Genomic DNA, 25477 nt, shown 5'->3' with positions numbered 1-25477 from the left:
GGATTGAATGGCGACGCTGGTGCTGACGACGATTGGCGGCGCGATCGGCGGGCCGATCGGCGCGATGCTGGGTGGCCTGATCGGTCAGACGGTCGATCGCGAATTTCTGTTCAAGCCGCGCGGCGTGAGCGGCCCGCGGCTCAGCGAGCTCAAGGTCCAGACATCGAGCTACGGCACGCCGGTGCCCAAGCTGTTCGGAACGCTTCGGGTCGCCGGATCGGTGATCTGGGCGACCGATCTGGTCGAACATCGCCATCGCGAGGGCGGCAAGGGGCGGCCGACTACTACCAGTTACAGCTACACCGCTTCTTTCGCGGTGGCGCTGTCGGCACGGCCGGTGTTGTCGGTCGGCCGGATCTGGGCCGACGGCAAATTGCTTCGCGGGGCGGCGGGCGACTGGAAGGCGAAGACGGGGTTCCGGTTGCACCTGGGGGGTGAGGATCAGGCGCCGGATCCGCTGATCGCATCTGCAGAGGGGATCGGCCTCGCGCCCGCGCATCGCGGCATCGCCTATGCCGTGTTCGAGGATCTGGAGCTGGCGGACTATGGGAATCGTATCCCTTCATTGTCCTTCGAGGTGATCGCCGATGCCGGGCCAGTGGGAGCGGGGGCGATCGTCGAAGCGGTATCCGGCGGGCGGATCGCCCGCGGGAGCGAGCTGACGCCGATCGACGGCTTTTCGGCCTATGGCGGATCACAGCGTGCGGTGATCGAGCCGCTGACCGAAGCCGCCGGGGCGTGGCCGCTGATGGGTGCGGGCGTGTCGTTGCTCTCCGGGCCCGGCGAAGCCGAGACGATTCGCGACATCGGCGCGCGCGCGCCGTCCGCAGGCGATCGCGCGATCGCGACCATCGACCAGGCGCCGCGCCGCATCACGCTGAGCCATTACGACCCGGCGCGGGACTATCAGGCGGGGGTGCAGGTCGCGACCCGCCCGGGCGCGGGGCATCGCGAGACCGCGATCGAGCTGCCCGCGGCCCTTTCGGCCGGGATGGCCAAGCAGCTTGCACAAGCGGCGCTCGCCCGGGCGGACCGCCAGCGCGAGCGGCGGATGGTGCTGGCGGGATGGAACGCGCTTGCCCTGGCGCCGGGCGCACGCGTGCGCATCGCCGGCGAACCGGGGCAATGGCGCATTGCCGATTGGAGTTTGGAGGCGATGGCGCTGAGGCTGGAGCTGACCCGCATCGCCCCCGCGCCGTTGCCCGCGAGCGCGACTCCGGGCCGCGTGCTGCCCGCGCCCGACGCTGTGGCGGGCGCGACGATTCTTCACGCCTTCGAGCTGCCGCATCTGGGCGAGGGAGTCCTTACGGCGCCGCGCCTGTCGATTGCCGCATGCGGCACCGGTGCGGGCTGGCGCCGGGCAGCGCTTGCTCTCAGCCTTGATGGCGGGGGGCGATGGGAGCCGGCGGGTGTCACCGCTGCGCCGGCGATCACGGGAACGGTCGAAGACCCCGGCGGTACGGCCGATCCGGCGATCGTCGATCGGCGCAATACGATCATCGTCGAGCTGGCGCATGCCGGCATGGTGCTGGCGGATGCCGATCAGCCGGGCCTGGATGCGGGCATGAACCTTGCGCTGATCGGAGAGGAGCTGGTGCAGTTCGGCGAGGCAGAAGCCCTTGGTGGCGCGCGCTGGCGGCTGACGCAGCTGTGGCGGGGGCGTCGCGGGACCGAGGCTGCGGTCGGAAGCGCCGTGCCGGGCGATCGATTCGTGCTGGTCGATTCGGCAGCGCTTGCTGCGCGCGATGGAATCGCGGGGATCGGCGCAGGCGTCGCCGTCCTCGCAACCGCTCCCGCTGATTCAGAGGGTGTCGAGGTGGAAACCCGGCTTTCCGGGGCGTCAGTGCTGCCGCCTGCGCCGGTGCATCTGCGCGTTGCGACGGATTCGAGCGGTGTGGCCCGGCTCAGCTGGGTCCGCCGCAGCCGAACCGGCTGGCGCTGGCCGGACGGTGCCGGCACCCCGCTGGGCGAGGAGGCCGAGGCGTATCGGGTCCGGATCACGCCCGCGGCCGGCCCTGTATCGGAGGTGATGGTGACGGTGGCCGAACTGCCGTTGCCGGCCGGGCTGGCGGGACCGGTATCGATCGAGGTGCGGCAGGCCGGCGACCAAGGCCTGTCGCCGCCTGCCCTGATGACCTTCTAGAACTGGAGCGACGAAATGGATGCAACCGCGCGATTCGCGCTGCCCCTGCTATATGCCGGGCAGGCGCAGAAGGAGCTTTTCCACAACGAGGCCCTGACGCTGGCCGACGCGCTCATCCAGCCCTGTGTCGAGGCGGCCGGGGCGAGCGTACCGCCCGCCGATCCAGTCCCGGGGCAATGCTGGATCGTCGGCGGTTCACCGTCGGGCGCGTGGAGTGCTGCGGCGGGATCGCTGGCACTCTGGACCGCGGGGGGATGGCGGTTCACCGCCCCGCGCGAGGGAATGACCGCATGGGTCGCCGATGAAGGGATGACTGCACGCCATACCGGCGGGGGCTGGCAGATTGGCCGTCTGGCCGGGACGCGCGTCGAGATCGAGGGCGAACAGGTAGTCGGGCCGCGCGAGCCGGCGATCGAGGATCCGGACGGCGGCGGGACCGTCGACACCGAGGCGCGCGCGGCGATCGAAGCCATTCTGGGAACGCTCCGGGCCCATGGTCTGATCGACCCTGGCTGACTGTGACGTTCAGGCAACAGTCCCCAGATTTTGTTCGCTTGCGCGGAAACTTTCGAGCGAGTAGGAAGTTAGCGCTGTCCGAAGTGGCAACCAAGAAAGGGGATTATGATGCGGAAGCTTGCCGTTACTCTGGCACTCGCTTCGACCGCGCTCGCAACGCCCGCCCTCGCCCGCGACAACGCGTGGTATGTGGGCGTCGAAGGTGGCGCAATGATCGTCGAAGACATCAGTTTCGACATCGGTGCGGCGACCGCTGCTGGCACTGTCGATCACAACTATGGCTGGGACGTCGGCGGCGTCATCGGATACGACCTCGGCGGTTTCCGCATCGAGGCCGATGTCAGCTATCGCCGTGCAACGGTTGACGCCTATCGTTCGACCGCGACCACCCCGGCTTACACCCCGGCCGGTGCGCTGGTGAACCTGCCTGCTGGCACCTACGGCCTGGCCGGCGGTTCTTCGTCGGCGCTGAGCTTCATGGTCAACGGCCTGCTCGACTTCGGTGAAGACGACGGCATCCAGGGCTTCATCGGTGGCGGCGTCGGCGTTTCGCGCGTCAAGGCCGATTATGGTCTGAACGACAATGGCTCGTTCCTGGACGATTCGGACACCGTGTTCGCGTGGCAGGTGCTCGCCGGTCTGCGTCAGCCGATCAGCGACAACATCGACGTGACGTTGAAGTATCGCTTCTTCAACGCCGACAACGTCAAGCTGGTCGACGTGACCGGCCGTAACTTCGACGGCCGCTTCCGTTCGCACAGCATCCTGGGTGGCATCACCTTCAACTTCGGTGAACCGCCGGCCCCGCCGCCGCCGCCGCCGCCGCCGGTTGAAGTGCCGCCGCCGCCGCCGCCGCCGGCCCCGCCGCCGCCGCCGCCGCCGGTTTGCAGCCCGGGACCGTACATCGTGTTCTTCGAATGGGATAAGTCGGACATCACGCCTGAGGCGGCCGGCATCCTCGACAACGCGATCTCGCAGTACCAGACCTGTGGCAACGCACAGGTCATGCTGGCGGGCCACGCCGACCGTTCGGGTTCGGCGAGCTACAACGTCGGCCTGTCGCAGCGTCGCGCTGACTCGGTGAAGGCGTACCTGACCGGCCGCGGCATCGCCGACGGCACGATCAGCACGGAAGCGTTCGGCGAAAGCCGTCCGCGCGTCGAGACCGCCGATGGCGTCCGCGAACTGCAGAACCGCCGCGTGGAAATCACTTACGGTCCGGGTTCGGGCATGTAAGCCGCGCGGTCCGCTCTGCGGATCGACAAGAATTGGGGAGGCCGGGCAACCGGCCTCCCTTTTTCTTTGCGTGCGGCGAATGCAAGATGAGCTGATCCGATGGAGCGAAAATGCCGCAGTGCTGACAGGCTGCTGCCACTTCCTGACATTCTCATGCTTTAGGAAGGTCATCGATTCCATCATCGGAGCGATAAAAGATGACCCTGATCGCCACCTGCCATTGCGGCGCCACCAAGATCGAGCTGCCCAATCCCCCCATCGAAGCGAAGCAATGCAACTGCACCTTCTGCTTCAAGACCGGCGCGATCTGGAGCTATTATCCGCCCGACGCGATCACGATCCTGTCGGGCGCCGCGGACAAGATCTATTCCGCGAGCGGCGGAATGAACCAGCATCATTTCTGCAGCCAATGCGGCATCAGTACCTGGGGCGACTCTCCTGATTGGGCGTCGATGTACAATAATGACGGGACGCCCAAGAATGGTGATCCGAACAGCTTCCCCACGACCCGCATCGCGGCGGTCAACATCCGGCTGATCGATGATTTCGATATTGCGACGGTGAAGGTCGAACAGGTCGACGGCCGCAACAGCTGGTGATCGGGGCGCCCGCCGCCTTGCGGTGGTGGAATATAGTGGTCAGACTGTCCCGATGCCGGCTTGCCCTTCTGCGCTCGAAACCGCTGCAATTCCCGGTGATATCTTGCGCTTCGCGTCGGATGGCGCGGAACGGCTTGCCGGCGCGGTCCGCACGCGATTGGGCGACATCGAACGGGCGATTGCACCACTCGAGCGAGATCGGCCGGGTCTGCGGCTGAAGGACATTGCGGACCTCAGTAGGCTGCTCGGCCCGGCGGGTGCGATCGGTGGGATGATCGCGCCATTCGCGGGGCATGCGGCCAGGCCTGTGCGCGCAATCCTGTTCGACAAGAATCCGGCGGCCAACTGGTCGCTGGCATGGCACCAGGATCGTACCATCTGCGTTCGCGAGCGCCGCGACGTACCGGGCTTTGGCTGCTGGACGGTCAAGTCCGGCCTGCTGCACGTTGCGCCACCCTTCGATCTGCTTGAGCGGATGGTGACGATCCGCATCCATCTCGACGATGTGCCAGTGGACAATGCGCCGTTGCTGATCGCGCCGGGCTCACACCGTTTCGGGCTTGTCCGCGAAGATGAGATCGGAGGCGTGGTGGCTGCCTGCGGGGTTCATGTCTGCACGGCACGCGCGGGGGATATCTGGGTCTATGCGACGCCGATCCTTCATGCGTCCAATGCTGTGTCAAATCCCCGGACACGGCGGGTACTGCAGGCCGATTATGCCGGGTTCGACCTTCCCGGCGGCCTGGAGTGGTCAGGCATCTGATCGAAGCGCTACAGCCAGCCAGTCCGGCATCAACGCATCGCCCAGTGCCTCGACCCGTCGATGCTCGACCATCAGGCCAAGATCGGGATAGGTCGCGCGGGTGCGGTCACCCGGCTCGCCCAGCGGCGCGACGACGAGGCGGCGGTTGATCTTCGCCCGCCAGTTCATCCGCGCGGTATTCTCCTGGCCGACATAGCAGCCCTTGCCGAAGCTCACGCCGTTGAGCTCGATCGCATTGCATTCGAGCCAGAGGGTCTTGTCCGCGCCAAGCTCGGCGACGCCCTCGGTCACGCCCAGGCGCAGGCGGTGTTCCAGCCAGCCGGTTGCCGCCTCCCCGCCCGCCTCTCCCAGCCAGCGATAGCCGAGTTCAGCGAGCCGCGGATCGGAAACGCCTGCGCCAGGCTCGGGCGACCAGTGGACGCCGCCCTCCACCGCTTCGAGCGTGATCGGCCGGCGCAGGCGATAGATCGACAGGCGCCGGATCAGCGCTTCACGCTGCTCCGCCTCGCAATCGATCAGGAGCACTTCCTCGCCATCCCACAGGACAAAGTCGAACAGCGCCTTGCCCTGCGCGGTGAGCAGCCCTGTCCATTGCGGCGCGCCGGGGCGAACGGCGTTGACGTCCTGTGTCACCAGCCCCTGCAGGAAGCCACGGACATCCTCCCCCGAAACACGAATGAGGGCGCGGTCGGCGAGCCGCGTGGCCCGAACTTGGCTGGTCTCTGTCATGCCGAACAGGTAGGACGCCGGGAGCGACTGCAAAAGAGGCTGATATGGCGACCTTCGATCTCAAGCTCACTGGCGGCACGGTGCATCTGCCCGGCGGCCCCGCCCGGCTCGATATCGGGGTGCGCGACGGCAAGATCGTCGCGATCGGCGCGAGCGGGGACGCAGGCGAGACGATCGACTGCACCGGCCTGGATATCCTCCCCGGCGTGATCGACAGCCAGGTCCATTTCCGCGAGCCGGGGCTCGAGGCGAAGGAAGACCTTGAATCCGGCAGCCGCGCCGCGGTGCTGGGCGGGGTGACCGCGGTGTTCGAAATGCCGAACACCAAGCCCAACACCGACACCGCCGATGCGGTGAACGACAAGCTCGCCCGCGCCAAGGACCGGATGTGGTGCGACCACGCCTTCTATGTCGGCGCGACCAACAACAATGCCGCCGACCTGGCCGAGCTCGAGCGGATGCCGGGCACCGCCGGGGTCAAGATCTTCATGGGCGCCTCGACCGGCGACCTGCTGGTGTCGGACGACGCCAATCTCGCCCGCGTCCTCGCTTCGGGCCATCGCCGCGTCGCAATCCATGCCGAGGACGAGTTCCGCATGAACGAGCGGGAAGGCGAGCGGGTGCCCGGCGATCCATCCTCGCATCCGGTGTGGCGCGACGACGAGAGCGCGATCATGGCGACGCGCCGCATCCTCAAGCTCGCGCGCGAGGCACGCCGTCGCATCCACGTCCTCCATGTCACCACGCCCGCCGAGCTGGAGCTGCTTGGCCAGCACAAGGACATCGCGACGTGCGAGGTGACGCCGCAGCATCTGACGCTGGCGGGTGAGGACGCCTATCCGCGCCTCGGTACCTATGCCCAGATGAACCCGCCGATCCGTTCGGCCGCGCACCGCGACGGGCTGTGGCACTGGCTAAATCAGGGAGTGCCCGATGTGCTCGGCTCGGACCACGCCCCGCACACGATCGAGGAAAAGGCGAAGCCCTATCCGTCCTCGCCCAGCGGCATGCCCGGTGTGCAGACGCTGCTGCCGCTGCTGCTCGACCATGTCGCCAAGGGGCGCACCACGCTTGCGCGGCTGATCGACCTCACCAGCGCCGGGCCGCAGCGCGTGTTCGGGCTGGTCGGCAAGGGCCGGATCGCCACCGGCTATGACGCCGACTTCACCGTGGTTGATTTGAAGAAGCAGTGGACCGTCGAGGAAAGCTGGCTCGCCTCGCGCTGCGGCTGGTCGCCCTTCACCGGGGATCAGCTTACCGGCAAGCCGATCGGCACGATCATCCGCGGGCGCAAGGTGATGTGGGAAGGCCAGCTCGCCAATGTCGCACATGGCCGCCCGGTGCGGTTCGAGGCGGTCGAGTTCGGGTGAGCCAAGCCCCTCCCCTTCAGGGGAGGGGTAGGGGTGGGGACGTCAAAATCTCCTCGAGACCGGCGCTTGCGTGGACAGGCCCCACCCCAACCCCTCCCCTGAAGGGGAGGGGCTAAGCTTTCACTCCGCCGCGTCCGCCACCGCCTCACGCTCGGCCTGCTGGCGCGCCCACATCTCGGCATAGACGCCGCGCAGCTCGAGCAGCTGGGCATGCGTGCCCTGTTCGGCGATACGTCCCGCCTCCAACACCACGATGCGATCGGCATTGACCACGGTCGACAGCCGGTGCGCGATGACGATCGTCGTCCGACCGCGCTCGATCGCCTCCAGCGTGTCGAGGATCTCCGCCTCGGTTCGTGAATCCAGCGCGCTGGTCGCTTCATCGAGGATCAGGATCGGCGGGTCCTTGAGCAGTGTGCGCGCGATCGCGACGCGCTGCTTCTCACCCCCGGACAGCTTGAGCCCGCGCTCACCGACGCGCGTGTCATAGCCATCGGGCATGCTCTCGATGAACCCGGCAATCGCGGCGCCGCGTGCCGCGGCCGCGACCTGCTCCGGCGTCGCGCCCTCGCGGCCATAGGCGATATTGTAGCCGACCGTGTCGTTGAACAGCACCGTATCCTGCGGGACGATGCCGATCGCGGCGCGCAGGCTCGCCTGCGTCACTTGGGCAATATCCTGCCCGTCGATCGTCACCCGCCCGCCGGTCAGGTCGTAGAAGCGGTAGAGGATGCGCGCGAGCGTCGACTTGCCCGCGCCCGACGGCCCGACCACCGCGACTGTCTGGCCCGGCGCGATGACGAGGTCGATGCCCTTCAGGATATCGCGCTCGGCGTCGTATCCGAAATGCACGTCCTCGAACCGCACCTCGCCGCGGCTGACCTCCAGCGCGGGCGCGCCGGGCGCGTCCTTCACCTCGGCGTCGGTGTCGATCAGGTCGAACATCGCACCCATGTCGATCACGCCCTGGCGGATCGTGCGATAGACCCAGCCGAGCATGTCGAGCGGACGGAACAGCTGGCTCAGCAGCGTCGAGACGAACACCACGTCACCCGCCGTGAACTCGCCCGAGGACCAGCCCCAGGCGACCACCGCCATTCCGGCGCCGAGCATCACATTGGTGATCAGCGACTGGCCCATGTTGAGCCAGGCGAGCGAATTCTCGCTCTTCACCGCGGCCCTCGCATAGGCATCGACCGCCTTCGAATAGCGGTCCGCCTCGCGCGTCTCGGCGTTGAAATACTTCACCGTCTCGAAATTGAGCAGCGAATCCACCGCATGCGCGACCGCGCCGGTGTCCAGGTCGTTCATCTGCTCGCGCAGCTTGGAACGCCAGTCGGTGATCCAGCGCGTGAAGGCGATGTAGATGACGACCATCGCCATGGTCGATGCGACCAGCCACCAGCCGAACTTGCTGCCAAAGATCTGCAGCACCAGTGCCAGTTCCAGGATGGTCGGGGCGATATTGAACAGCAGGAAATAGAGCATCGAATCGATGCTCTTGGTGCCACGCTCGACCACTTTGGTGACCGCGCCGGTACGCCGTTCAAGGTGGAAGCGCAGCGACAGCTGGTGGAGATGGCGGAAGGTGACGATGGCGAGCCGCCGGGTCGCATCCTGCCCAACCTTCTCGAACACCGTGTTGCGCAGATTGTCGAACAGCGTGGTGAAGAGGCGCGCGGCGGCATAGCCGACCACCATCAGGATGACGAAGGTGACAACGCTCCGGTCGCTGAGCGCCATGCTGTCGACCGCGGCCTTGAGCGCGTAGGCGGCGCCATAGACCTGGACCACCTTGGACAGCAGCACGAGCAACAGCGCGCCGACGATGCGCGCCTTCAGCCCCGGCATCCCGGCTGGCCAAAGATAAGGGAGGAAGCGCCGGAGCGTGGCGAACAACGGGCGTTCGCCGCCGGCGGAAGCGGTCTGGGGTGGCATGGGCGCCAATCTGGGGCCGCTGTGCGCGGGATGCAACAAAGCGCTGTTGCCATCCCGTTGGGTTGGCGAGCGCCGGCTCAATACGGCTAGCGTATCAGTAGCGCTCCATCGGCAGCGCCCAGCGGATCTGGTCGCGCAGCAACGCCTCCAGCTCGGGTGCGCCGGCATTGTGTGCGGCAGCGCGCTTGCGCAGCAAGGTCAATAAAAGGTCCGCGCGGCTCGCGGGCGGGGCGGGGGCTGCACGGCCTTTCGCGAGCGCGCGGGACAGGTGAAGCGATAATACGGTCATTGCCTGCCTTCTTGCACCGTCCCCGTTTCCGGCGCGTCGCCGAATTCGGTTAACGCGGGCGGTTCCAGAGATCCGCAGCGCGCGGCGCGGGCAGGTAGAGCGAGGCGCGCAACGCGGTTTGCGGGAGCGCGCGCACGAGCCAGCCAAGCTTCTGCCAGTTGGTGGTTGTAGCACGATGATCCCAGGCATGCGCGCCGCGTGCGACGACTGCGCGCGCGATGCCGCCATAGATGCCCGCCGCCGCCAATACCGCCCAGGCCGAGCGGAAGCGCAACGCCGGGGTGCCTGCCCTTGCGCTCGCGGCATAGGCCTCGGCCATCTCCCCCAGCCATCTGGCGATGACGACGAGGCGCGACCGGAAGGGCGGCTTCATATGCTGGCCCGGCGGGATATCCATCTCGACCAGCCAGTCGACGGGCAGGTAGCAACGACCGATCCGGTCGTCCGCCTCGATATCGCGCGCGATATTGGCGAGCTGGAAGGCGATGCCGAGATCGCAGGCGCGATCGAGCGTCGCTTCGTCGGCGGGGTCGACCCCCATCACCACCGCCATCATGCAGCCGACGCTGCCCGCGACATGGTAGCAATAGCGCAACAGATCGGCCTCGGACCGCGGGAACCAGCCCTTGGCGTCGAGCGCGAACCCTTCGATCAGGTCGTGCGCGAAGCGATGGGGAAGGCGGGTTTCCTGAGCGACGATCCTGAGCGCGTCGAACGCTGCTTCGCCGGTCCACTCGCCCGCCAGCGCCCTGGCCGTAAGGTCACGGATGTGCGCCAGCCGCGCCGCCGGATCGGCGACCGGAGTCGGGTCGTGCCCCAGTTCCTGCCCGTCGGCGAGGTCGTCGCACGCCCGGCACCAGGCATAGAGCAGCCAGGCCCGCTCGCGCGTCGCCGGATCGAAGATCTGGCTCGCCATCGCGAAGCTGCGCGATCCGCGCGCGATGCTGTCCTGCGCCGCCGCGACCACCAGGGCGCGGCTCGGCGCGGTCACAGGTCCTTGCTGCCGATCTGGCCGATCGTGGTCGCCGGGACGTGCGCCGCCATCTTCGTCAGCAACCCGTCGAGCTGGTCGTCGATGATCAGCAGCCCCTGGTGCTGCGGCCGCAGGAAGCCGACCTCGCCCATCGTCTTCACGAACGCGATCAGCCCGTCATAGAAATTCGCGGTATTGAGCAGCCCCACCGGCTTGGCGTGATAGCCGATCTGCGCCCAGCTCATCGCCTCCCACAATTCGTCCATGGTGCCGGTGCCGCCGGGCAAGGTGACAAAGCCGTCGGAGATGTCGGTAAAGGCCTGTTTGCGCTCATGCATCGTGCGCACGATGTGCAGCTCGGTACAGCCGCGATGCGCCACTTCGGCATCGACCAGCGCCTGCGGGATCACCCCGATCACCTCGCCGCCTGCTTCGAGGGCGGCATCGGCGATCGCGCCCATCAGCCCCAGCCGGCCGCCGCCATAGACCACCCCGATCCCGCGCTCGGCAAGGGTGCGGCCGACGAAGCGGGCATTCTCGACATAGACGGGATCGCTCGGCGTGGCCGAGCCGCAATAGATGGCAAGTCGCTTCATGGTTGCTCCAGCATCAGCGCTGCGGTCGCTTTCGCGCTTCCGATCACGCCGGGAATGCCGGCGCCCGGATGCGTGCCGGCGCCGGTGAAATAGAGGTTGGGGATTGAGTCATCGCGGTTGTGCGCACGGAACCAGGCGCTTTGCGACAATATCGGTTCGAGGCTGAACGCGCTGCCCAGATGCGCGTTCAGATCGTCGCGGAAGTCGTTCGGCGCATAGCTGAACTTGGTGACGATCCGCTCATGGATGTCGGGGATCAGCCGCCGCCCCACCTCGTCCAGGATGCGCTTCTCCAGCACCGGCGCGATCTCGTTCCAGTCGACCGGGAACTTGCCGAGATGCGGCACCGGGGCGAGCGCGTAGAAGGTCGAATGCCCCTCGGGCGCCAGGCTCGGGTCGGTCACGGTCGGGTGGTGGAGATAGAGCGAGAAGTCCTGGCTCAGCACGCCATGGTCGTAAATGTCGTCGAGCAGCCCTTTGTAGCGCGGGCCGAACAGGATCATGTGGTGCGGGATGCCCGGCCAGGTTCCCTTGATCCCGAAATGGACAAGGAACAGCGAGGGCGAGAAGCGTTTCTTCTGCAGCCGTGCCGCGGTGCGCTGCGCGCTGCGTGAGGTCTTGAGCAGATCGCGATAGCTGTGGATCAGATCGGCGTTGCTCGCCACCGCATCCGCCTCGAAGCGTTCGCCGCTCTTCGTGATGACTGCTGTCGCCCGCTCGCCCAGCGTCTCGATCTCGACCACCGGATCGCCGAGCCGCAACGTGCCGCCCAGCCGCTCGAACAGCCGCGCCATTCCCGCGACCAGCCGGTTGGTTCCGCCCATCGCGCACCACACCCCGCCGTCGCGCTCGAGCTTGTGGATCAGCGCGTAGATCGCGCTGGTGGTCATCGGATTGCCGCCGATCAGCAGCGTGTGGAACGACAGCGCCTGGCGCAGTTTCTCGTTCTTCACGAAGGACGAGACCATCGAATAGACGCTGCGCCACGCCTGATATCGGGCGAGATCGGGCGCAGCCTTCACCATCGACATGAGATCGAGGAACGGCACATGGCCGAGCTTCTCATAGCCCTGCGCGTAGACGCCTGCCGAATAGTCGAGGAAGCGCCGGTAGCCGGCGATATCGGTGGGATCGAGCTTGGCGATCTCCGCGGCGAGCGCGACATCGTCATTGGAATAATCGAAGCTGGTCCCGTCGATCCAGCTCAGCCGGTAGAAGGGATTGACCGGCGCCAGCGTCACATCCTCGGCCATGCGGTGACCGGACAACGCCCAGAGTTCCTCCAGTGCGTCCGGCGCGGTGATGACGGTGGGGCCGGCGTCGAAGGTGAAGCCGTCCTTCTCCCAATAATATGCGCGCCCGCCGGGCTTGTCGCGCGCCTCGATCAGCGCGGTATCGACTCCCGCGGACTGCAGCCGGATTGCGAGCGCCAGCCCGCCGAACCCCGCACCGATGACCACTGCCCGCTTCACCGCATTCCCCTGATCGCTTGCAATGCGCGCCCGACCGGCACCGGCGGCTTGCCCGCCAGCACCCGTGCACGATCCAGCAGGCTCGACTGACCTGCATAGAAGCGTGCGATCAGCCCCGCGTCCAGTCGATAGAAGCGTTCAAGGATACGATAACGCTCTTCGGGCTCGGCAGCACGGAACAGCATCGCGGAGAGAATGCGGTAGAAACCGCGCCGCTGCCACTGGCGACGGGCAAAGCCATAGGTCAGCTCGTGCAGTGCGGTGCCGTCGAGATTGCTGGCTTCGGCGACGGTGTGCGCCAGCCGGACCGCGTCGGGCAGCGAATAGCCGGTGACCGGGTGGAACAGCCCGGCGCGCATCCCCGCCTTGGCGACGCGGTTGCCGCCAGATCGCCAATACTCCTCGAAATCGCCGCCCATCGCGACCGGCAGCACCCCGGTTTCCTCGCGCGTCACCGTCTCGACCGTGATAGCGCGGGCATTCAGCCAGGTGTCGATCCGCTGACGCATGGCATCCGCGTCGATCTCGGGCGTGTCGCTGTAATAGGTGTCCTCGACGAACAGCCGCGTCGCTGCGAAGGGCAATGCATAGGCAAAGCGATAGCCGTCGATCTGCGCCACGGTTGCGTCCATCACGATGGGGCGCTTCAGCGGATGGGGATCGGCCAGCGCCAGCTCGCGGCCCAGGAATTTCTGCCAGCCGAGATCGAGCTTGGACAGGTCGGCCGGGCCGCGGCAGTCGATCACGCCGCCCGCCTCGACCCGGTCGCCGTCCGCCAGCACGACCGCACGCGCGCTCGCGCCCAGCACCTTGCGTCCGGTCATCACGCTTTCCGCGGGAAGGGCCGCGCGCACCACCCGGTCGAACCGTTCGGACTCGATCGAATAATAGGGCGCCTTCAGCGTGCGTGCATGGCCCGGAAAGGCGACGTCATAACCGGTCCAGCCATAGGAGATGAGCGGCGCGACCAGCCACCGGTCGACGGGGGCGATGTCGCTCGCGAAGAAGGACCAGAGATGGTTGCCGCCCAGCCGCTCGCCACCCTCGACGACCCGCAGATTGAGGTCGGGCCGCTGCTTGCGCAGGGCGAGGGCCAGCAGCCCGCCGGCAAGCCCGCCGCCGACGATGGCAAGGTCACAATGGTGGATGGCTGGCATCGCCGCCGCTTACGGGGCAGGGGCAGGACCCGCAACCCCGCGTGCGGCGGCGTGCGATCAGGCGGCCTTGAGCAGCGGCATTTCAGCGGCCATCGCACGCGCCACCGACGGGCGCTTGCGCAGCTGGGTGCGATAATTGAGCAGAACCGGCCAGGCGGCGATGTCGACGCCCGCGGTCTCGCACCAGTTGAGCACGGCGAGCAGATAGGCGTCGGCGACGGTGAAGGTCGCGCCCAGATGCGCGCGATCCACCAGATGCTCGGACAGCACCGTGAACGGCTTGGCGACGCGGCCAAGCGCGGCTTCCTTCTCGGCCTCGCTCGCATCCTTGGCGAACAGCACGGCGAACACCGCCTTGTGCACCTCGGTGCTCACGAAGTTGAGCCACAGCTGCATGCGGTAGCGTTCCTCGCTGAACAGCGCGGGGGCGAGCACGCCCTCCTCGGCATTATCGGCGAGATACTGCAGCACCGCCGGCCCCTCGGTCAGCGTGATCCCGCTCCTGGTCTCCAGCGCCGGGACATAACCCATCGGGCTGATGTCGAGGAAATCGCCGCCATCGGGCAGCTTCCGGCCGGGCAGCACCTGCACGAAATCGGCATCGAGCCCGGCTTCCTCTACCGCAATGCGTGAGGCGAGCGAGCAGGCGAAGGGGGTGAAGTAAAGCTTCATGGCACGACTCCCTGGGGTTGATTTTTGTACTGTCTCGCATGAATATCGAGTCGGTCAAGGAATTTTATGCAAGACAGTACAAAAAAGAGAGGGCGCCCGCGTGCCTTCGATCCCGACACGGCGCTGAAGGCTGCCGCCGAACGGTTTCGCGCGGGTGGCTATTCGGGCACTTCGCTGGACGAGCTTGCCGCAGCGACGCGGCTCAACCGGCCCAGCCTCTATTCGGCGTTCGGCGACAAGAAGGCGCTCTACCTCGCGGCGTTGGAGCGGACGCACGCGCGGGCCGAGCGCGGCTTCGTGCGGCTGGGCGAGGCGGATCTGCCGGTGCGCGCGATGCTCGAAACCATGCTCGGCGCGGTGATCGACGGCTTTCTGACCGGGGACGATGGCCCGGCCGGCTGCCTGTTCATCAGCACCGCCGCGACCGAATCGGTGATCGATCCCGATGTGCGCGGACGTATCGCGGACTTCCTGACGATGGAGGACGATCAGGTCGAACGGCTGCTGCGTCAGGCGGGTAGTGCCGCGCCCGAAACCCAGGCGCGCGTGGTCACCGCTATGATCCATTCACTGAGCGTCCGCGCCCGCGCCGGCGCGTCGCGTGCCGAACTCGATCGCGTCGCGAAGGACTGCATCGATCTGATCGCCCCGGCGTAGGGGCGAGGCGATCAAGACGTGGCAGGCGGCGGGGATGGCTGTAGGATCGGCCCGTGCTGGCCGCCATCCTCCTTTCCGCGCTCGCGATGACGCTGATCGTCGGGGTGCGTTACCTGATCGTCTCGGGCGCGTTCGCCTGGGCGACGCGGCTGCGACATCCCGGTCTCTATCGCGGCCTCGACGCGCAGATGCGCCGGGAGATCCGCTGGAGCCTTGCCAGCGCAGCCATTTATGGCGTGCCCGCAGGGATCGTCGCCTGGGGCTGGCAGAATCGCGGCTGGACGCGGGTCTACACCGAGGTATCGGCCTTTCCGCTCTGGTATCTCCCGCTCTCGGTACTGCTCTATCTCGCGGCGCATGATAGCTGGTTCTACTGGACGCATCGCTGGATGCACCGCCCGGCGCTGTTTCGCGCCGCCCATACCGTACACCATGCGAGCCGTCCGCCAACGGCATGGGCTGCAATGAGCTTCCACCCGATCGAGGCGCTCACCGGCGCGGTGGTGATCCCGGCGCTGGTTTTCCTCATCCCCATTCACGCCGCGGCGCTGGGCATCGTGCTGGCCATCATGACGGTGATGGGGGTCACCAATCATATGGGGTGGGAGATCTTCCCGCGGGCCATGTGGCAGGGGCCATTGGGGGCATGGCTGATCACGGCCAGTCATCATCAGCGGCACCATGAGCAGTATCGGTGCAACTATGGCCTCTATTTCCGCTTCTGGGACCGGGTCTGCGGCACGGATCGTGGTGTGGGGGACTTCGCGCACAGTCGCGTGCGCGCCGGAGATGTCGCGGCTCCCCGCGACGTTCCCGGGCGCCAGCCCTGAGCAGTTCCCGATGCGCTGGCTGCGGTAATCGCCTTGTTTCGCATCCATTTGTGCAATGCGGCGTTGCTTTCCTGAAACAGTTTCGGGAAGCTACCCATATGCGTATCGCCTTGCTCACCTCCGCCTTGGTCGTCACCACGCTGGCCGCCGCACCCGTCTTTGCGCAGGACTCGGCTGATCAGAAGCAGACCGGCGAGACGCAGCCCGACGCCGCACCCCCCGCGATTGCGGAGGCGGCCGAGGAAGGGAAGGCGCGGCTGTCGATCGGCGCGGGGGTTGCCTATTTCCCCGACTATGAGGGGTCGAACGAGCACACCTGGTCGCCGATCCCGGCGGTGCAGGGCGCGATTGCCGGGATGAGCATCACGCTGCTCGCCAACCGTGTCAGCCTCGATCTCGTTCCCAACGATACGGGGCCGGTATGGGACTTCCAGTTCGGACCTGTCGCAGTCGTCAACCTCAACCGGTCGAAGCTCAGCGCGATCGAGGATCCCCGGATCAAGGCGCTGGGCGAGGTCGATACCGCGCTCGAGGTCGGCGGCTTTGTCGGGATCGGCAAGACCGGCGTGATCACCAGCGATTATGACAAGCTCTCGGTCACGCTCAGCTACCGCCACGACGTGACCGGCATCCACAGGAGCGGCATCTGGACCCCGGCGATCAACTATATGACGCCGCTGAGCACCAAGACCCTGGTCGGCCTGTTCGCCACCGCAGAGATCGTCGAGGACGATTATGCCCGCACCTATTTCGGCGTGACCCCGGCGGGCAGCATCGCCAGCGGACTGCCCGTCTTCACGCCCAGGGGCGGGCAGAAGAACATCGCCATGGGCGGCATGTTCACCGTCGCGTTGACCGGGGACCTGACCAAGGGCCTCGCCCTGGTCACAGGCTTCAACTATTCCAAGCTGCTCGGCGACTTCGCCGACAGCCCCCTCGTCAGCATCGCCGGCTCGCGTCATCAATGGACCGGCGGCGCGGGGCTGGCGCTGACCTTCTGAGCGAGACGCTGCTTAGGGCACCTTCGCCCTGAAATCGTGCACGAACAGCCCTGGCTTGCGGCTGTCGAACAGCGCCATGAGGCCACAGCTTTTGCTGTTCTGCTTTCCGCAGTTGATCTGGGCTGCCTGCTTTGCGCGCTGGGCCGATGTTTCGGCAGTGGCACCGCCGCCGCCGTCACTCAATTGATAGGCCTGAATGAATCCGTTGCCGGTCCATGCATTGGTTTCGCACTTGCGCGATGTGGCGTCGGTGCACGCCTTGATCGCCGCCGCAGTTGCCGCATCCACGCTGCGATGGCCGCTCGCGACATAGAGTTTGCCATCATAGCCGTCGGTGCCGGCGACCCATGCCGAAGCCGCATAGGATTTGCGCGCCAAAGCGCCGGGCGATCGCCGGTTGGTGCTCGATTTGACGGTGGCAAACACCTCGCACGGTAGCAATTGCTTGGCCGAGCATTCGGCCAGCATTCTGTCGCGCTCCGCCCCGCCTTGGCCGACCCACGCCTTGAAGAAATCGCCGGCCCGGTCGCGGATGATCACCATCGACGAATTCGACCAATTGCCGATCGACGCGCAGCCGCCGCCCATCACCCGGTTGCATGCGTCGAGTACGCCGCGTTCGGCGAGATTGTTCGGGCCGGTATAGTTGCCGTCAACCCAGACATCGGCGGCATCGGGATGCCAGGCGAGTGCCGCATGGGTGTCGACGGGCCCCCGCGGCACCGCCGGTGCGGGCGCGCCGCCGCTATTGTCGCGAACGCACAGAGGAAAGGATGGATTGCCGGGGCCGCCCGGCGACATGCCGACCATCCGCTCGCCGGGACCGGCGCCGTTGCTGCCGCCGCTGCACGGAAAGGCCTGCGCATGCGCCTGTGCCGGCCACAGGAGCCAGGCGAGCGCGATCAGGAGCATCTGACCCAACCGGCGCATCTTGATCATCTTTGTCATGCAGTCCCTCATAGCCCCGACAATAGGACTCGCCGCGACCGATCTGTCCACGGACAAATCGCCCGCTGGACCTTTGCCGCCCCGGCCACCAATGGACCGGCGGCGCGGGGCTGGCGCTGACCTTCTGATCGGCGCGCCAGACCCGCCTGCGCCTCACCAGCCGACGGTAAACCCGGCGCGCGCCGCCGTCTTGCCGCGCCGGTTGAAGCCCGTGCCGACGCCGGCGTTGACCGCGACATGCTCGTTGACCATCGCGCCGATCTGTAGCGAACCGGCATGCGCGCCGTCATAGGTCGCGACGTTCGCGGTCAGATTGAAACGCATGCCGGGCAGGAAGCTGTTGCCGCTCATTGCGACTGCCACCGCGGTCGAGCTCGCGATCCGGTCGTCGAGCACGCTCATCCGCGCCTCCATCTGGTCCATCCGTCCGTTCAGCCCGTCGATCCGGTTCGACAGTGCAGCGTCGGCGGCGATGCGGGCGGCATTTTCGCTCGCCAGCCCCGCCGCAAGCGTGTTGTCCACGGCCTCGCGCGCATCGATCCGCTGTGAGAGCTGCAAGTCGGCGGCCGTTCGCACCGCGACCTCTGTGCTCAGGCCGGTTGCGACCTGCGCCGTGCCGGCCTGCGAGGCGGCGACCGCCTGGTTCAGCTGCGCGACATTGACCGCATCGCCCGGTGCCGTACCCGCGGCCAGATTGCGGATCTGGCTGCCGTTCATCTCGATGCCGCCGGTCACCTCGATCCGCGGTGTGATCAGGCCGTCTTCGTTGAGCAGCGTGGTCTGTGTTGCCGTATAGGTGACGGTCCGCTCCAGAATTGTGTTGTTGGGCGCACTCGGAGAGTTGACCGGGGCGGCCCGCAGCGTGGCGGTTCCCTGGACCCGGCCGAAGGAAATGCCGTTGACCGAATCGACGATACCGTAGCGGCCTGCCAGTGCGACCGAGCCATTCGTCACGGCGGTAGGATCTGGTGTGTACAGCTGCGCACTGCCGCCAGGCATGCCGCTAACCATCGTGACGTTGAGCGCGCGCACCTCTAGCTGGGCATCGGAATAATTTTCGAAGCGTGCAAGCGACGTGCCCGGGGCCACCCAGGCGGGGTTGATCAGGTAATTGTTGTACTGCCCGCGGTAGGTGAGACGGATGTCGGAATAGTTGGCGCTTCCCGGCGCCCCGAGAATCCCGTCGACCACCACGTCATAAACACCGGTCAGCCGCGCTGTGATGGCTGTCACCGGCGTTACGGTTTGTGAGATCGTCGTAACGCTCCGCGGCGCCGTCGTCGTGCATGGAGGCGTGCTGTTCTGGCCAAGATTCTGGCACTCTACTTCATTGAATCGTTCAACATGCGTCGTCTGCGCCTGTGCCGCGCCGCTCGCCGCCGCGAAGCCCAATGCCACGATGGCTGCTGCTGCTTGATATCTCATCTCGTTTCCCCTGCAGTGAAACGTGGAGCCTGATGGCATGCAGGGGGGGCGGCAAGGGGACATCGCGCATGCGCCGGGGCTTCTCCTCGCCGCATAACCTGCTAAGAACGTTCCATCCCCGGGGGAGCGCCGATCCGCGCTTGAGAGGAGGGCAGGAGCCTTCGACCCGCTGAACCTGATCCGGCTGACACCGGCGTAGGGAGGGAGCGGCTTTCTCCAGAAGACCGTCCTCTCCCGCTTGAGGAGTAGTGACGAATGGCCGATATCCCCGCCCGCACCGAGCTGAAGGTCACCACCGGCCCGATCCGCGGCAGCAAGAAGATCCATGTCGGTCCGCTCGGCGTCGCGATGCGCGAGATTCACCTCGAACCCTCCTCGGGCGAGCCGCCGCTGCGCGTCTATGACTGCTCCGGCCCCTATACCGACCCCGAAGCCCGTATCGACATCATGGCCGGCTTGCCCGAGCTCCGCCGCGACTGGATCCGCAACCGCGGCGATGTCGAGGAAGTCGCCCAGCGCGAGGTCCGTCCCGAGGATAACGGCCAGCTCGGCCCCGATCGTTCGGGCGGCGTCCAGCCCTTCCCCAATGTCCGCAAGCGCGTCCTCCGCGCCAAGGCCGGCGCCAACGTTTCGCAGATGCACTATGCCCGCCGCGGCATCATCACGCCCGAGATGGAATATGTCGCGACCCGCGAAAATCTCGGTCGCGAGATGCTCAAGGAATATGTCCGCGACGGTCAGGACTGGGGCGCTTCGATCCCCGACTATGTGACGCCCGAGTTCGTCCGTGACGAGATCGCCCGCGGCCGCGCGATCATCCCCAACAACATCAACCACCCCGAATCCGAGCCGATGGCGATCGGCCGCAACTTCCTGGTCAAGATCAACGCCAATATCGGCAACTCCGCCGTCGCGTCCGACGTCGCGCAGGAAGTCGACAAGATGGTGTGGGCGATCCGCTGGGGCGCCGACACGATCATGGACCTCTCCACCGGCCGCAACATCCACGACACCCGCGAATGGATCCTGCGCAACTCGCCGGTCCCGGTCGGCACCGTGCCGATCTACCAGGCGCTCGAGAAGGTCGGCGGTATCGCCGAGGACCTGACCTGGGAGATCTTCCGCGACACGCTGATCGAGCAGGCCGAACAGGGCGTCGACTATTTCACGATCCATGCCGGCGTGCGCCTGCCCTATATCCCGATGACCGCCAAGCGCGTCACCGGCATCGTCAGCCGCGGCGGATCGATCATGGCGAAATGGTGCCTGGCGCACCATCGCGAGAGCTTCCTCTATGAGAAGTTCGACGAGATCACCGAAATCATGAAGGCGTACGACATCGCCTATTCGCTCGGCGACGGCCTGCGCCCCGGCTCGATCGCGGACGCCAATGACGAGGCGCAGTTCGCCGAGCTCTATACGCTGGGCGAGCTCACCAAGCGCGCCTGGGAACAGGATGTTCAGGTGATGATCGAGGGTCCCGGACACGTCCCGATGCACAAGATCAAGGAGAATATGGACAAGCAGCTGCAGGCCTGCGGCGAGGCGCCCTTCTACACCTTGGGGCCGCTCACCACCGACATCGCGCCGGGCTATGACCATATCACCAGCGGCATCGGCGCCGCGATGATCGGCTGGTACGGCACGGCGATGCTCTGCTACGTCACGCCCAAGGAGCATCTCGGCCTCCCCGACCGCGACGACGTCAAGGTCGGCGTGGTGACCTACAAGCTCGCCGCCCATGCCGCCGATCTCGCCAAGGGGCACCCGGCGGCCAAGATGCGCGACGATGCACTCAGCCGCGCCCGCTTCGAATTCCGCTGGCGCGACCAGTTCAACCTCTCGCTCGATCCCGACACGGCCGAGAAATATCACGACCAGACGCTCCCGGCCGAAGGCGCCAAGACCGCGCATTTCTGTTCGATGTGCGGCCCCAAATTCTGCTCGATGAAGATCACGCAGGAGGTAAGGGACTTCGCCGCCAAGCAGAACGCCCCGGTCGAAACCTTTGTCGCGGCCGAGGAAGCCGAAGCCGGGATGCAGGCGATGTCGCAGCTCTACAACGAGACCGGGCGCGAGCTGTACATGGGTCAGGGCGACCGCGAGCACGATTGATGTCGCGCGTCGCTGCGATCCTCCACTGGCTCGGCCGGTTCGGGAACAGCTTTCGCAGCGACGCCGCATCTTCTCCCCGCCCGCCGCACCCGGCCAATGTGCCGGGGGCGTTCTATGTGGAGGACGGCTGCTGCATCACCTGCGGCGTGTGGGAGGAGATCGCGCCGGACCTGCTGGCATGGACCCCGGACGGCGACAGCAACCCCCATTGCTTCGTCGCCCGCCAGCCGGAAACCGATGCCGAGTTCGGCCGCATGCTCCAGGCGATGGAAGTCGCTGACCTTGACTGCATCCGCGTCCGCACCTGCCGTCCCGATTGGGCCGGCCGCCTGCGCGAGGCGGGGCTGGGCGATCAGATCGATCCCCCCGGCGAACCGCCGCGGTAGTCATCTCCGAAACGGATCAGCTTGCCTCCATTTCCGAGGCGAATGCTACTAGTCTTCCGACATTCGCATCGGGAGACACGCTATGCGATGGGGACGATTGGCGCTGGCGCTCGCCGGCATAACGCTTGTGTTCGGCGCACTGATCTTCGGGGCTGCGGCGGTAGCACAGGAGAAGGGCCGCGTACCGGAAGCTACCGATTTCACCACCATCACCACCAAGGCCGCCGCCAACCGCCTCGTCCGTGAGGGCAGGCTGATGAAGATCCATCTCTTCCCCACCGAGCTCGGTGGCCCGGCGAAGGAGCGGTACAATATCGTCTACATCACCCCGGAGGCGGCCGAGGCGCGCTCGCTGCTGATCAGCGTGCTCGAAAAGGACGTAGAGGAAGAGGCGATCGACCAGATGCGCATCACGCCCGACTATAAGGGCACCAGCATCATCCCCACCCGTATCCGCTTCAAGGCCTGGCACAGCCAGCGCGCGGGCGGGGAGTACGAGACGGTGCTGGAGGTCTGGTGAGTGTGAGCAGGCAGAGTCCGGTTCTTCAGGTGCGGTGGTACCGCTACGGGAAACGCCGTCTTCATGAACCGTGTCGGCCCGAGCGCGTTACATAGGTTCCCATGCGCGCTCGCAACCCGCTCTACATCATGGCCAAGCCTCCGCCTGAGGCGCAGGTCAGGATCACTGCGCTCCCGCGCAACGATCCTTCGCGCGGCCCGGATCTGCTCCACGTCACCCTCGTCTCGCTGTTCGATCTCCACTACGCCCGGCCCGAATGGCTGGCGCAAGTGATCGCCGCGCTCGACAGCTTCGACGGTCCGGCCTTTCCGGTCGCCTTCGACCGGATCGAGAATCGCAAGGCGGTGACGCTGCGTACCCGCGACCCGTTGACGCAGGCCCGCGCCTTCCAGACGGCGCTCGTTCGTCACCTGCTGGAGCACAAGGCCCCGCTCACGCTCGGCACGACGCCCGAACCGCATGTCACGATCAATTATCGCGGCGACCGGCTCGGCGCGCAGAAAATTCCGGCGATCGGCTGGCTCGTCGATGAAATCCTGCTGATGGAAAGCGTCGTCGGCAAGACCATGCATGTGGAGCATGGTCGCTGGCCGCTGCGCCGGGATGGCGGCTGACGCCGCCTTCGCGCGGCGCGCCTTCAGCTCGCCGGTTCAGCCGCCTCGATGCGCTTCCACCGCCAGATCAGCAGCAACAGCCCGGTGATGATGAACAGCGCGAAGCCCGACAGCGCCCAGGCGTTGACATACCATTGCTGGCCCCAGCTGAACTCGCCCTTGAAGATCTTGGCCCAGCCGCGGAAATGCTGGGTCGCACCGACGGAGAGGCCGAACACCGCGAACACCGCCGACAGGTAGCGGATCAGCCAATGCGCCGGGTTGGGCAACAGCAGTAGCAGCCCGAGCAGCCCGATCACTGTGCGCTGCACCCGGCAATAGGGGCAGGCATAGACCAGGCCGGTAAGGTCGATCGCCCAGGTGGCCGCGGCGAGCGCGATCGCCGCCAGCCCCACCCAGAGGCGATGGCGCAGCAACAGATCCGGAAGCGTATCGAACATGGTTTCCCCCAACCCGGCCGCAGCGGCCCTTCGTGTGCTCAATGAGACAAAATCTCATTCCGGAATGCAAGCGATAAGGCGGAAACGAAACCCTGTCCGCTATTTTGCCGCCTCGGCGACCCGCGTCTCGGCCAAGATCGCGTCGAGCGCCGCCCGGTTCGACACGCGACCGTTCTGGATGACATAGGCGATCCGCTTCGTATTGCCGATATCTGCGGCCGGATTGGCATCTAGCAACACGATATCCGCGGCCTTGCCTCTGGATAGCCCGCCGAAATCCTTGCTGCGGCGCAGATAGTCGGCGGGAACCGTGGTCGCGGTGCGCAGCGCGTCCATCGGCGACAGTCCTGCCTCGACCAGCAGGGCCAGTTCGTCGTGCAGGCTGAAGCCCGGGAACACCATCGTGTCGCCGGTGTCGGTCCCGGCCATGACCTTCACGCCTGCGCGGTGTGCTTGCCCAGTCAGCCTGAGGCCGAGACGGAAGAACTCGCCCAGCGCCGCGGCCTGATCGGGCGTGGTCGATTTGAATCGGTCGAGGTCGCGGTCCCACATCTGCTTCTGCTGTGCCGGGATCCAGGCCATGCGCGGATCGGCGCGATAGGCGGGGTCGGAGGCGCGATAGTCCATCTGCCGCGTCAGATGGGTCGGTACGTAGAAGGTGCCGTGGCGCCGCATCGCCGCGATCTGTTCGCTGCACAGCGTCGCATCCTGCGTCTCCACCGCCTGCTTCGCCCGATCGATCGGGGACGGACGCTGCGCATCACCCGCCGGCTTGGCGAAGAAGGCGCGGTAGGTGGCCCCATAGGCTGAACAGTCGAGCGGCAGGTCGCGGGCATGTTCGATCGACCGCTGCCCCATCTCCGCTGCCTGCCGGACGCTCAGCTGCGCGGGAAGATGTCCGCTCACCTCGATCCGGTTGGCGCGCGCCGCTTCGAGCAGCAGCTTGTACGAGGCGGTATCGATGACGTCGCCCATCTTGATGACGTCGGGCTTGCGCTCCAGCAGCACGGGGATCAGTGCAGCGGTCTGTTCGGGGTTCTGCGGAAAGAAGCGTGCGCGCGGATCGGCGGGATCTTTGGGCGCGCCCGCCGACTGAATCTTCATCGTGGAGAGTGCCAGCAGACGCGGGCCGGTCAGCGTGCCGGCGTCAATCGCGGCGGCCGCCTTGCGCATCTCGCCGATGCACATGGCGATGCCCTTTTCGCTGTGGCAATCGCTCGCCATGTCGCGCGCGCCGGTGATGCCGTTGGCGTGCATCAGCGCCAGCGTGGATTTGTGCAGCGGCTTCAGATTGGCGTGGACATGCATGTCCATCAGGCCCGGGATGGCGAACTTGCCGGTGCCGTCGATCGTCGATTTCGCACGAGTCACGCGCTTCGTTCCCTTCCGGATCGAAACGATACGGCCATCGTCGATGACGATCTCCTGTGCCGGGCTGATCTTGCGGGTCTCGGGATCGATGACGGTCACGTTGGTGATGACCAGATCGGCGGGGTCACCGCTCTGCGCATAGGCGGCCGGTGCGGCCGCTGCAGCGAGCAGCAGGGTAAACATCGTGCGGTAAGTCAAAGAGAGCCCCCTCTTGCTGACAGACAATGTGACTTACTGCATTATATCACCATATCACGCAAGCATGGGGAGTGGCGCGTCCCGCCTTGTGCGTTAGGATGCGGCATGACCTATGCCAGGGACGCCACTCCGCCCTATTATCATGGCACCCGTGCCGATCTCGCGGCCGGCGATCTGCTCGTCCCCGGCTATGCCTCGAATTATGGCGAGGGGGCAGCGGCGCCGTGGATCTATTTCTCGGCGACGCTCGATGCGGCGATCTGGGGGTGCGAACTCGCGGCGGGTGAGGAGCGCGAGCGGATCTACATCGTCGAGCCGACCGGGGAATTCGTCGATGATCCCAACCTGACCGACGCCAAATTTCCGGGCAATCCGACCAAATCCTATCGTTCCCGGCAACCGCTGCGGGTGATTAGCGAGGTCGCGGAATGGCAAGGTCACCCGCCCGAACAGCTTCAGGCGATGAAGGAGCACCTCGCGCGCCTGAAGGCGCAGGGGATCGAAGCGATCGACTAGCTT

At 66.4% G+C, this 25477-nt stretch carries 25 protein-coding genes and 1 riboswitch; of the genes, 14 read left to right on the top strand and 11 right to left on the bottom strand.

Translation table 11 applies throughout. From position 1 onward, the window contains the following. The first annotated feature begins 7 nt into the window (after positions 1-7). From AC07TU_RS01980 to AC07TU_RS01960, 5 genes are all read left to right on the top strand, one after another. Positions 8-2143, top strand: a complete 2136-nt coding sequence (locus AC07TU_RS01980) for a GTA baseplate fiber-binding domain-containing protein (protein WP_495186239.1) — start codon at positions 8-10, stop codon at positions 2141-2143. Positions 2144-2158: 15 nt separating this feature from the next. Further along, positions 2159-2659: a DUF2793 domain-containing protein gene (locus tag AC07TU_RS01975; RefSeq protein ID WP_495186238.1), complete on the top strand. Its 501-nt coding sequence runs from the start codon at positions 2159-2161 to the stop codon at positions 2657-2659. A gap of 108 nt (positions 2660-2767) precedes the next feature. Continuing rightward, positions 2768-3895, top strand: a complete 1128-nt coding sequence (locus tag AC07TU_RS01970; RefSeq protein ID WP_495186237.1) for an OmpA family protein — start codon at positions 2768-2770, stop codon at positions 3893-3895. 197 nt (positions 3896-4092) lie between these two features. Continuing rightward, positions 4093-4494, top strand: a complete 402-nt coding sequence (locus tag AC07TU_RS01965) for a GFA family protein (protein WP_495186236.1) — start codon at positions 4093-4095, stop codon at positions 4492-4494. Positions 4495-4597: 103 nt separating this feature from the next. Beyond that, positions 4598-5257, top strand: a complete 660-nt coding sequence (locus AC07TU_RS01960; RefSeq protein ID WP_495186235.1) for a phytanoyl-CoA dioxygenase family protein — start codon at positions 4598-4600, stop codon at positions 5255-5257. On the opposite strand, the gene ygfZ is transcribed toward AC07TU_RS01960, so the two are convergent. Further along, positions 5246-5986: a CAF17-like 4Fe-4S cluster assembly/insertion protein YgfZ gene (ygfZ, locus tag AC07TU_RS01955; protein ID WP_495186234.1), complete on the bottom strand. Its 741-nt coding sequence runs from the start codon at positions 5984-5986 to the stop codon at positions 5246-5248. The two genes, AC07TU_RS01960 and ygfZ, sit on opposite strands and share 12 nt — an antisense overlap. A gap of 44 nt (positions 5987-6030) precedes the next feature. Between ygfZ and AC07TU_RS01950 the strand changes: the two genes are divergently transcribed. Next, a complete protein-coding gene (locus tag AC07TU_RS01950; protein ID WP_495186233.1) occupies positions 6031-7356 on the top strand; it encodes a dihydroorotase in 1326 nt (441 codons plus the stop codon). A 120-nt stretch (positions 7357-7476) separates the two neighbouring features. On the opposite strand, the gene AC07TU_RS01945 is transcribed toward AC07TU_RS01950, so the two are convergent. The 6 genes from AC07TU_RS01945 to AC07TU_RS01920 all read right to left on the bottom strand — a co-directional run bounded on the left by AC07TU_RS01945 (position 7477) and on the right by AC07TU_RS01920 (position 14453). Then, on the bottom strand, positions 7477-9294 hold the full coding sequence (locus tag AC07TU_RS01945; protein WP_495186232.1) for an ABCB family ABC transporter ATP-binding protein/permease: 1818 nt from the start codon (positions 9292-9294) through the stop codon (positions 7477-7479). Between the two features lie 338 nt (positions 9295-9632). After that, complete coding sequence (locus AC07TU_RS01940; RefSeq protein ID WP_495186231.1) at positions 9633-10574, bottom strand: phytoene/squalene synthase family protein; 942 nt, start codon at positions 10572-10574, stop codon at positions 9633-9635. Further along, entirely contained in the window at positions 10571-11152 is a 582-nt protein-coding gene (locus AC07TU_RS01935; protein ID WP_495186230.1) for an LOG family protein, read from the bottom strand. The genes AC07TU_RS01940 and AC07TU_RS01935 overlap by 4 nt, the downstream gene beginning before the upstream one ends. Continuing rightward, positions 11149-12624: a phytoene desaturase gene (locus AC07TU_RS01930; RefSeq protein WP_495186229.1), complete on the bottom strand. Its 1476-nt coding sequence runs from the start codon at positions 12622-12624 to the stop codon at positions 11149-11151. The genes AC07TU_RS01935 and AC07TU_RS01930 overlap by 4 nt, the downstream gene beginning before the upstream one ends. After that, positions 12621-13781 carry a lycopene beta-cyclase CrtY gene (gene crtY / locus AC07TU_RS01925; protein WP_495186228.1) on the bottom strand — a complete coding sequence of 387 codons (1161 nt, stop codon included), beginning with the start codon at positions 13779-13781 and terminating at the stop codon, positions 12621-12623. The genes AC07TU_RS01930 and crtY overlap by 4 nt, the downstream gene beginning before the upstream one ends. A gap of 57 nt (positions 13782-13838) precedes the next feature. Then, positions 13839-14453: a glutathione binding-like protein gene (locus tag AC07TU_RS01920; RefSeq protein WP_495186227.1), complete on the bottom strand. Its 615-nt coding sequence runs from the start codon at positions 14451-14453 to the stop codon at positions 13839-13841. A gap of 66 nt (positions 14454-14519) precedes the next feature. On the opposite strand from AC07TU_RS01920, the gene AC07TU_RS01915 reads away from it, so the two are divergent. From AC07TU_RS01915 to AC07TU_RS01905, 3 genes are all read left to right on the top strand, one after another. Then, on the top strand, positions 14520-15110 hold the full coding sequence (locus AC07TU_RS01915) for a TetR/AcrR family transcriptional regulator (RefSeq protein WP_495186226.1): 591 nt from the start codon (positions 14520-14522) through the stop codon (positions 15108-15110). A gap of 53 nt (positions 15111-15163) precedes the next feature. Next, complete coding sequence (locus AC07TU_RS01910; RefSeq protein ID WP_495186225.1) at positions 15164-15940, top strand: sterol desaturase family protein; 777 nt, start codon at positions 15164-15166, stop codon at positions 15938-15940. A 98-nt stretch (positions 15941-16038) separates the two neighbouring features. Then, positions 16039-16941 carry a MipA/OmpV family protein gene (locus tag AC07TU_RS01905; protein ID WP_495186224.1) on the top strand — a complete coding sequence of 301 codons (903 nt, stop codon included), beginning with the start codon at positions 16039-16041 and terminating at the stop codon, positions 16939-16941. A gap of 12 nt (positions 16942-16953) precedes the next feature. Here AC07TU_RS01905 and AC07TU_RS01900 read toward each other — a convergent pair whose 3' ends face one another. Further along, complete coding sequence (locus tag AC07TU_RS01900; RefSeq protein WP_495186223.1) at positions 16954-17889, bottom strand: DUF4189 domain-containing protein; 936 nt, start codon at positions 17887-17889, stop codon at positions 16954-16956. 153 nt (positions 17890-18042) lie between these two features. Further along, positions 18043-19122, bottom strand: a complete 1080-nt coding sequence (locus tag AC07TU_RS01895) for a hypothetical protein (RefSeq protein WP_495186222.1) — start codon at positions 19120-19122, stop codon at positions 18043-18045. A 302-nt stretch (positions 19123-19424) separates the two neighbouring features. Further along, a riboswitch (TPP riboswitch) is annotated at positions 19425-19533 on the top strand. A 36-nt stretch (positions 19534-19569) separates the two neighbouring features. Here AC07TU_RS01895 and thiC point away from each other — a divergent pair. The 4 genes from thiC (at position 19570) to AC07TU_RS01875 (ending at position 22949) form a co-directional block, all read left to right on the top strand. Continuing rightward, positions 19570-21429, top strand: a complete 1860-nt coding sequence (gene thiC / locus AC07TU_RS01890) for a phosphomethylpyrimidine synthase ThiC (protein WP_495186221.1) — start codon at positions 19570-19572, stop codon at positions 21427-21429. After that, the gene (locus AC07TU_RS01885; protein ID WP_495186220.1) at positions 21429-21815 is read left to right on the top strand and encodes a ferredoxin; all 387 of its coding nucleotides are present in this window, start codon (positions 21429-21431) and stop codon (positions 21813-21815) included. The genes thiC and AC07TU_RS01885 overlap by 1 nt, the downstream gene beginning before the upstream one ends. Before the next feature lie 82 nt (positions 21816-21897). Further along, a complete protein-coding gene (locus tag AC07TU_RS01880; RefSeq protein WP_495186219.1) occupies positions 21898-22335 on the top strand; it encodes a hypothetical protein in 438 nt (145 codons plus the stop codon). A gap of 101 nt (positions 22336-22436) precedes the next feature. Then, positions 22437-22949: a 2'-5' RNA ligase family protein gene (locus AC07TU_RS01875; protein ID WP_495186218.1), complete on the top strand. Its 513-nt coding sequence runs from the start codon at positions 22437-22439 to the stop codon at positions 22947-22949. Between the two features lie 23 nt (positions 22950-22972). On the opposite strand, the gene AC07TU_RS01870 is transcribed toward AC07TU_RS01875, so the two are convergent. Further along, positions 22973-23389, bottom strand: a complete 417-nt coding sequence (locus tag AC07TU_RS01870) for a hypothetical protein (protein ID WP_495186217.1) — start codon at positions 23387-23389, stop codon at positions 22973-22975. 99 nt (positions 23390-23488) lie between these two features. Next, positions 23489-24958, bottom strand: a complete 1470-nt coding sequence (locus AC07TU_RS01865) for an amidohydrolase family protein (RefSeq protein ID WP_495186216.1) — start codon at positions 24956-24958, stop codon at positions 23489-23491. A gap of 105 nt (positions 24959-25063) precedes the next feature. Here AC07TU_RS01865 and arr point away from each other — a divergent pair, with 105 nt between their 5' ends. Continuing rightward, complete coding sequence (gene arr / locus AC07TU_RS01860) at positions 25064-25474, top strand: NAD(+)--rifampin ADP-ribosyltransferase (protein ID WP_495186215.1); 411 nt, start codon at positions 25064-25066, stop codon at positions 25472-25474. The last annotated feature ends 3 nt before the right edge of the window (positions 25475-25477 follow it).

It is taken from the genome of Sphingomonas sp. GW821-FHT03E12 (assembly GCF_059420685.1).
The sequence above is the reverse complement of the archived record's forward strand: the minus strand, read 5'-3'. Positions and strand labels throughout refer to the sequence as shown.

Excerpts from the sequence above, each read along its gene's own strand:
- AC07TU_RS01905 (WP_495186224.1), top strand. The coding sequence starts at position 16,039 with ATGCGTATCGCCTTGCTCACCTCCGCCTTGGTCGTCACCACGCTGGCC.
- AC07TU_RS01920 (WP_495186227.1), bottom strand. The coding sequence starts at position 14,453 with ATGAAGCTTTACTTCACCCCCTTCGCCTGCTCGCTCGCCTCACGCATT.
- AC07TU_RS01870 (WP_495186217.1), bottom strand. The coding sequence starts at position 23,389 with ATGTTCGATACGCTTCCGGATCTGTTGCTGCGCCATCGCCTCTGGGTG.
- AC07TU_RS01900 (WP_495186223.1), bottom strand. The coding sequence starts at position 17,889 with ATGACAAAGATGATCAAGATGCGCCGGTTGGGTCAGATGCTCCTGATC.
- AC07TU_RS01915 (WP_495186226.1), top strand. The coding sequence starts at position 14,520 with ATGCAAGACAGTACAAAAAAGAGAGGGCGCCCGCGTGCCTTCGATCCC.
- AC07TU_RS01950 (WP_495186233.1), top strand. The coding sequence starts at position 6,031 with ATGGCGACCTTCGATCTCAAGCTCACTGGCGGCACGGTGCATCTGCCC.
- AC07TU_RS01970 (WP_495186237.1), top strand. The coding sequence starts at position 2,768 with ATGCGGAAGCTTGCCGTTACTCTGGCACTCGCTTCGACCGCGCTCGCA.
- ygfZ (WP_495186234.1), bottom strand. The coding sequence starts at position 5,986 with ATGACAGAGACCAGCCAAGTTCGGGCCACGCGGCTCGCCGACCGCGCC.
- AC07TU_RS01885 (WP_495186220.1), top strand. The coding sequence starts at position 21,429 with ATGTCGCGCGTCGCTGCGATCCTCCACTGGCTCGGCCGGTTCGGGAAC.
- AC07TU_RS01980 (WP_495186239.1), top strand. The coding sequence starts at position 8 with ATGGCGACGCTGGTGCTGACGACGATTGGCGGCGCGATCGGCGGGCCG.
- AC07TU_RS01880 (WP_495186219.1), top strand. The coding sequence starts at position 21,898 with ATGCGATGGGGACGATTGGCGCTGGCGCTCGCCGGCATAACGCTTGTG.
- crtY (WP_495186228.1), bottom strand. The coding sequence starts at position 13,781 with ATGCCAGCCATCCACCATTGTGACCTTGCCATCGTCGGCGGCGGGCTT.
- AC07TU_RS01875 (WP_495186218.1), top strand. The coding sequence starts at position 22,437 with ATGCGCGCTCGCAACCCGCTCTACATCATGGCCAAGCCTCCGCCTGAG.
- AC07TU_RS01945 (WP_495186232.1), bottom strand. The coding sequence starts at position 9,294 with ATGCCACCCCAGACCGCTTCCGCCGGCGGCGAACGCCCGTTGTTCGCC.
- thiC (WP_495186221.1), top strand. The coding sequence starts at position 19,570 with ATGGCCGATATCCCCGCCCGCACCGAGCTGAAGGTCACCACCGGCCCG.
- AC07TU_RS01935 (WP_495186230.1), bottom strand. The coding sequence starts at position 11,152 with ATGAAGCGACTTGCCATCTATTGCGGCTCGGCCACGCCGAGCGATCCC.
- AC07TU_RS01965 (WP_495186236.1), top strand. The coding sequence starts at position 4,093 with ATGACCCTGATCGCCACCTGCCATTGCGGCGCCACCAAGATCGAGCTG.
- AC07TU_RS01975 (WP_495186238.1), top strand. The coding sequence starts at position 2,159 with ATGGATGCAACCGCGCGATTCGCGCTGCCCCTGCTATATGCCGGGCAG.
- arr (WP_495186215.1), top strand. The coding sequence starts at position 25,064 with ATGACCTATGCCAGGGACGCCACTCCGCCCTATTATCATGGCACCCGT.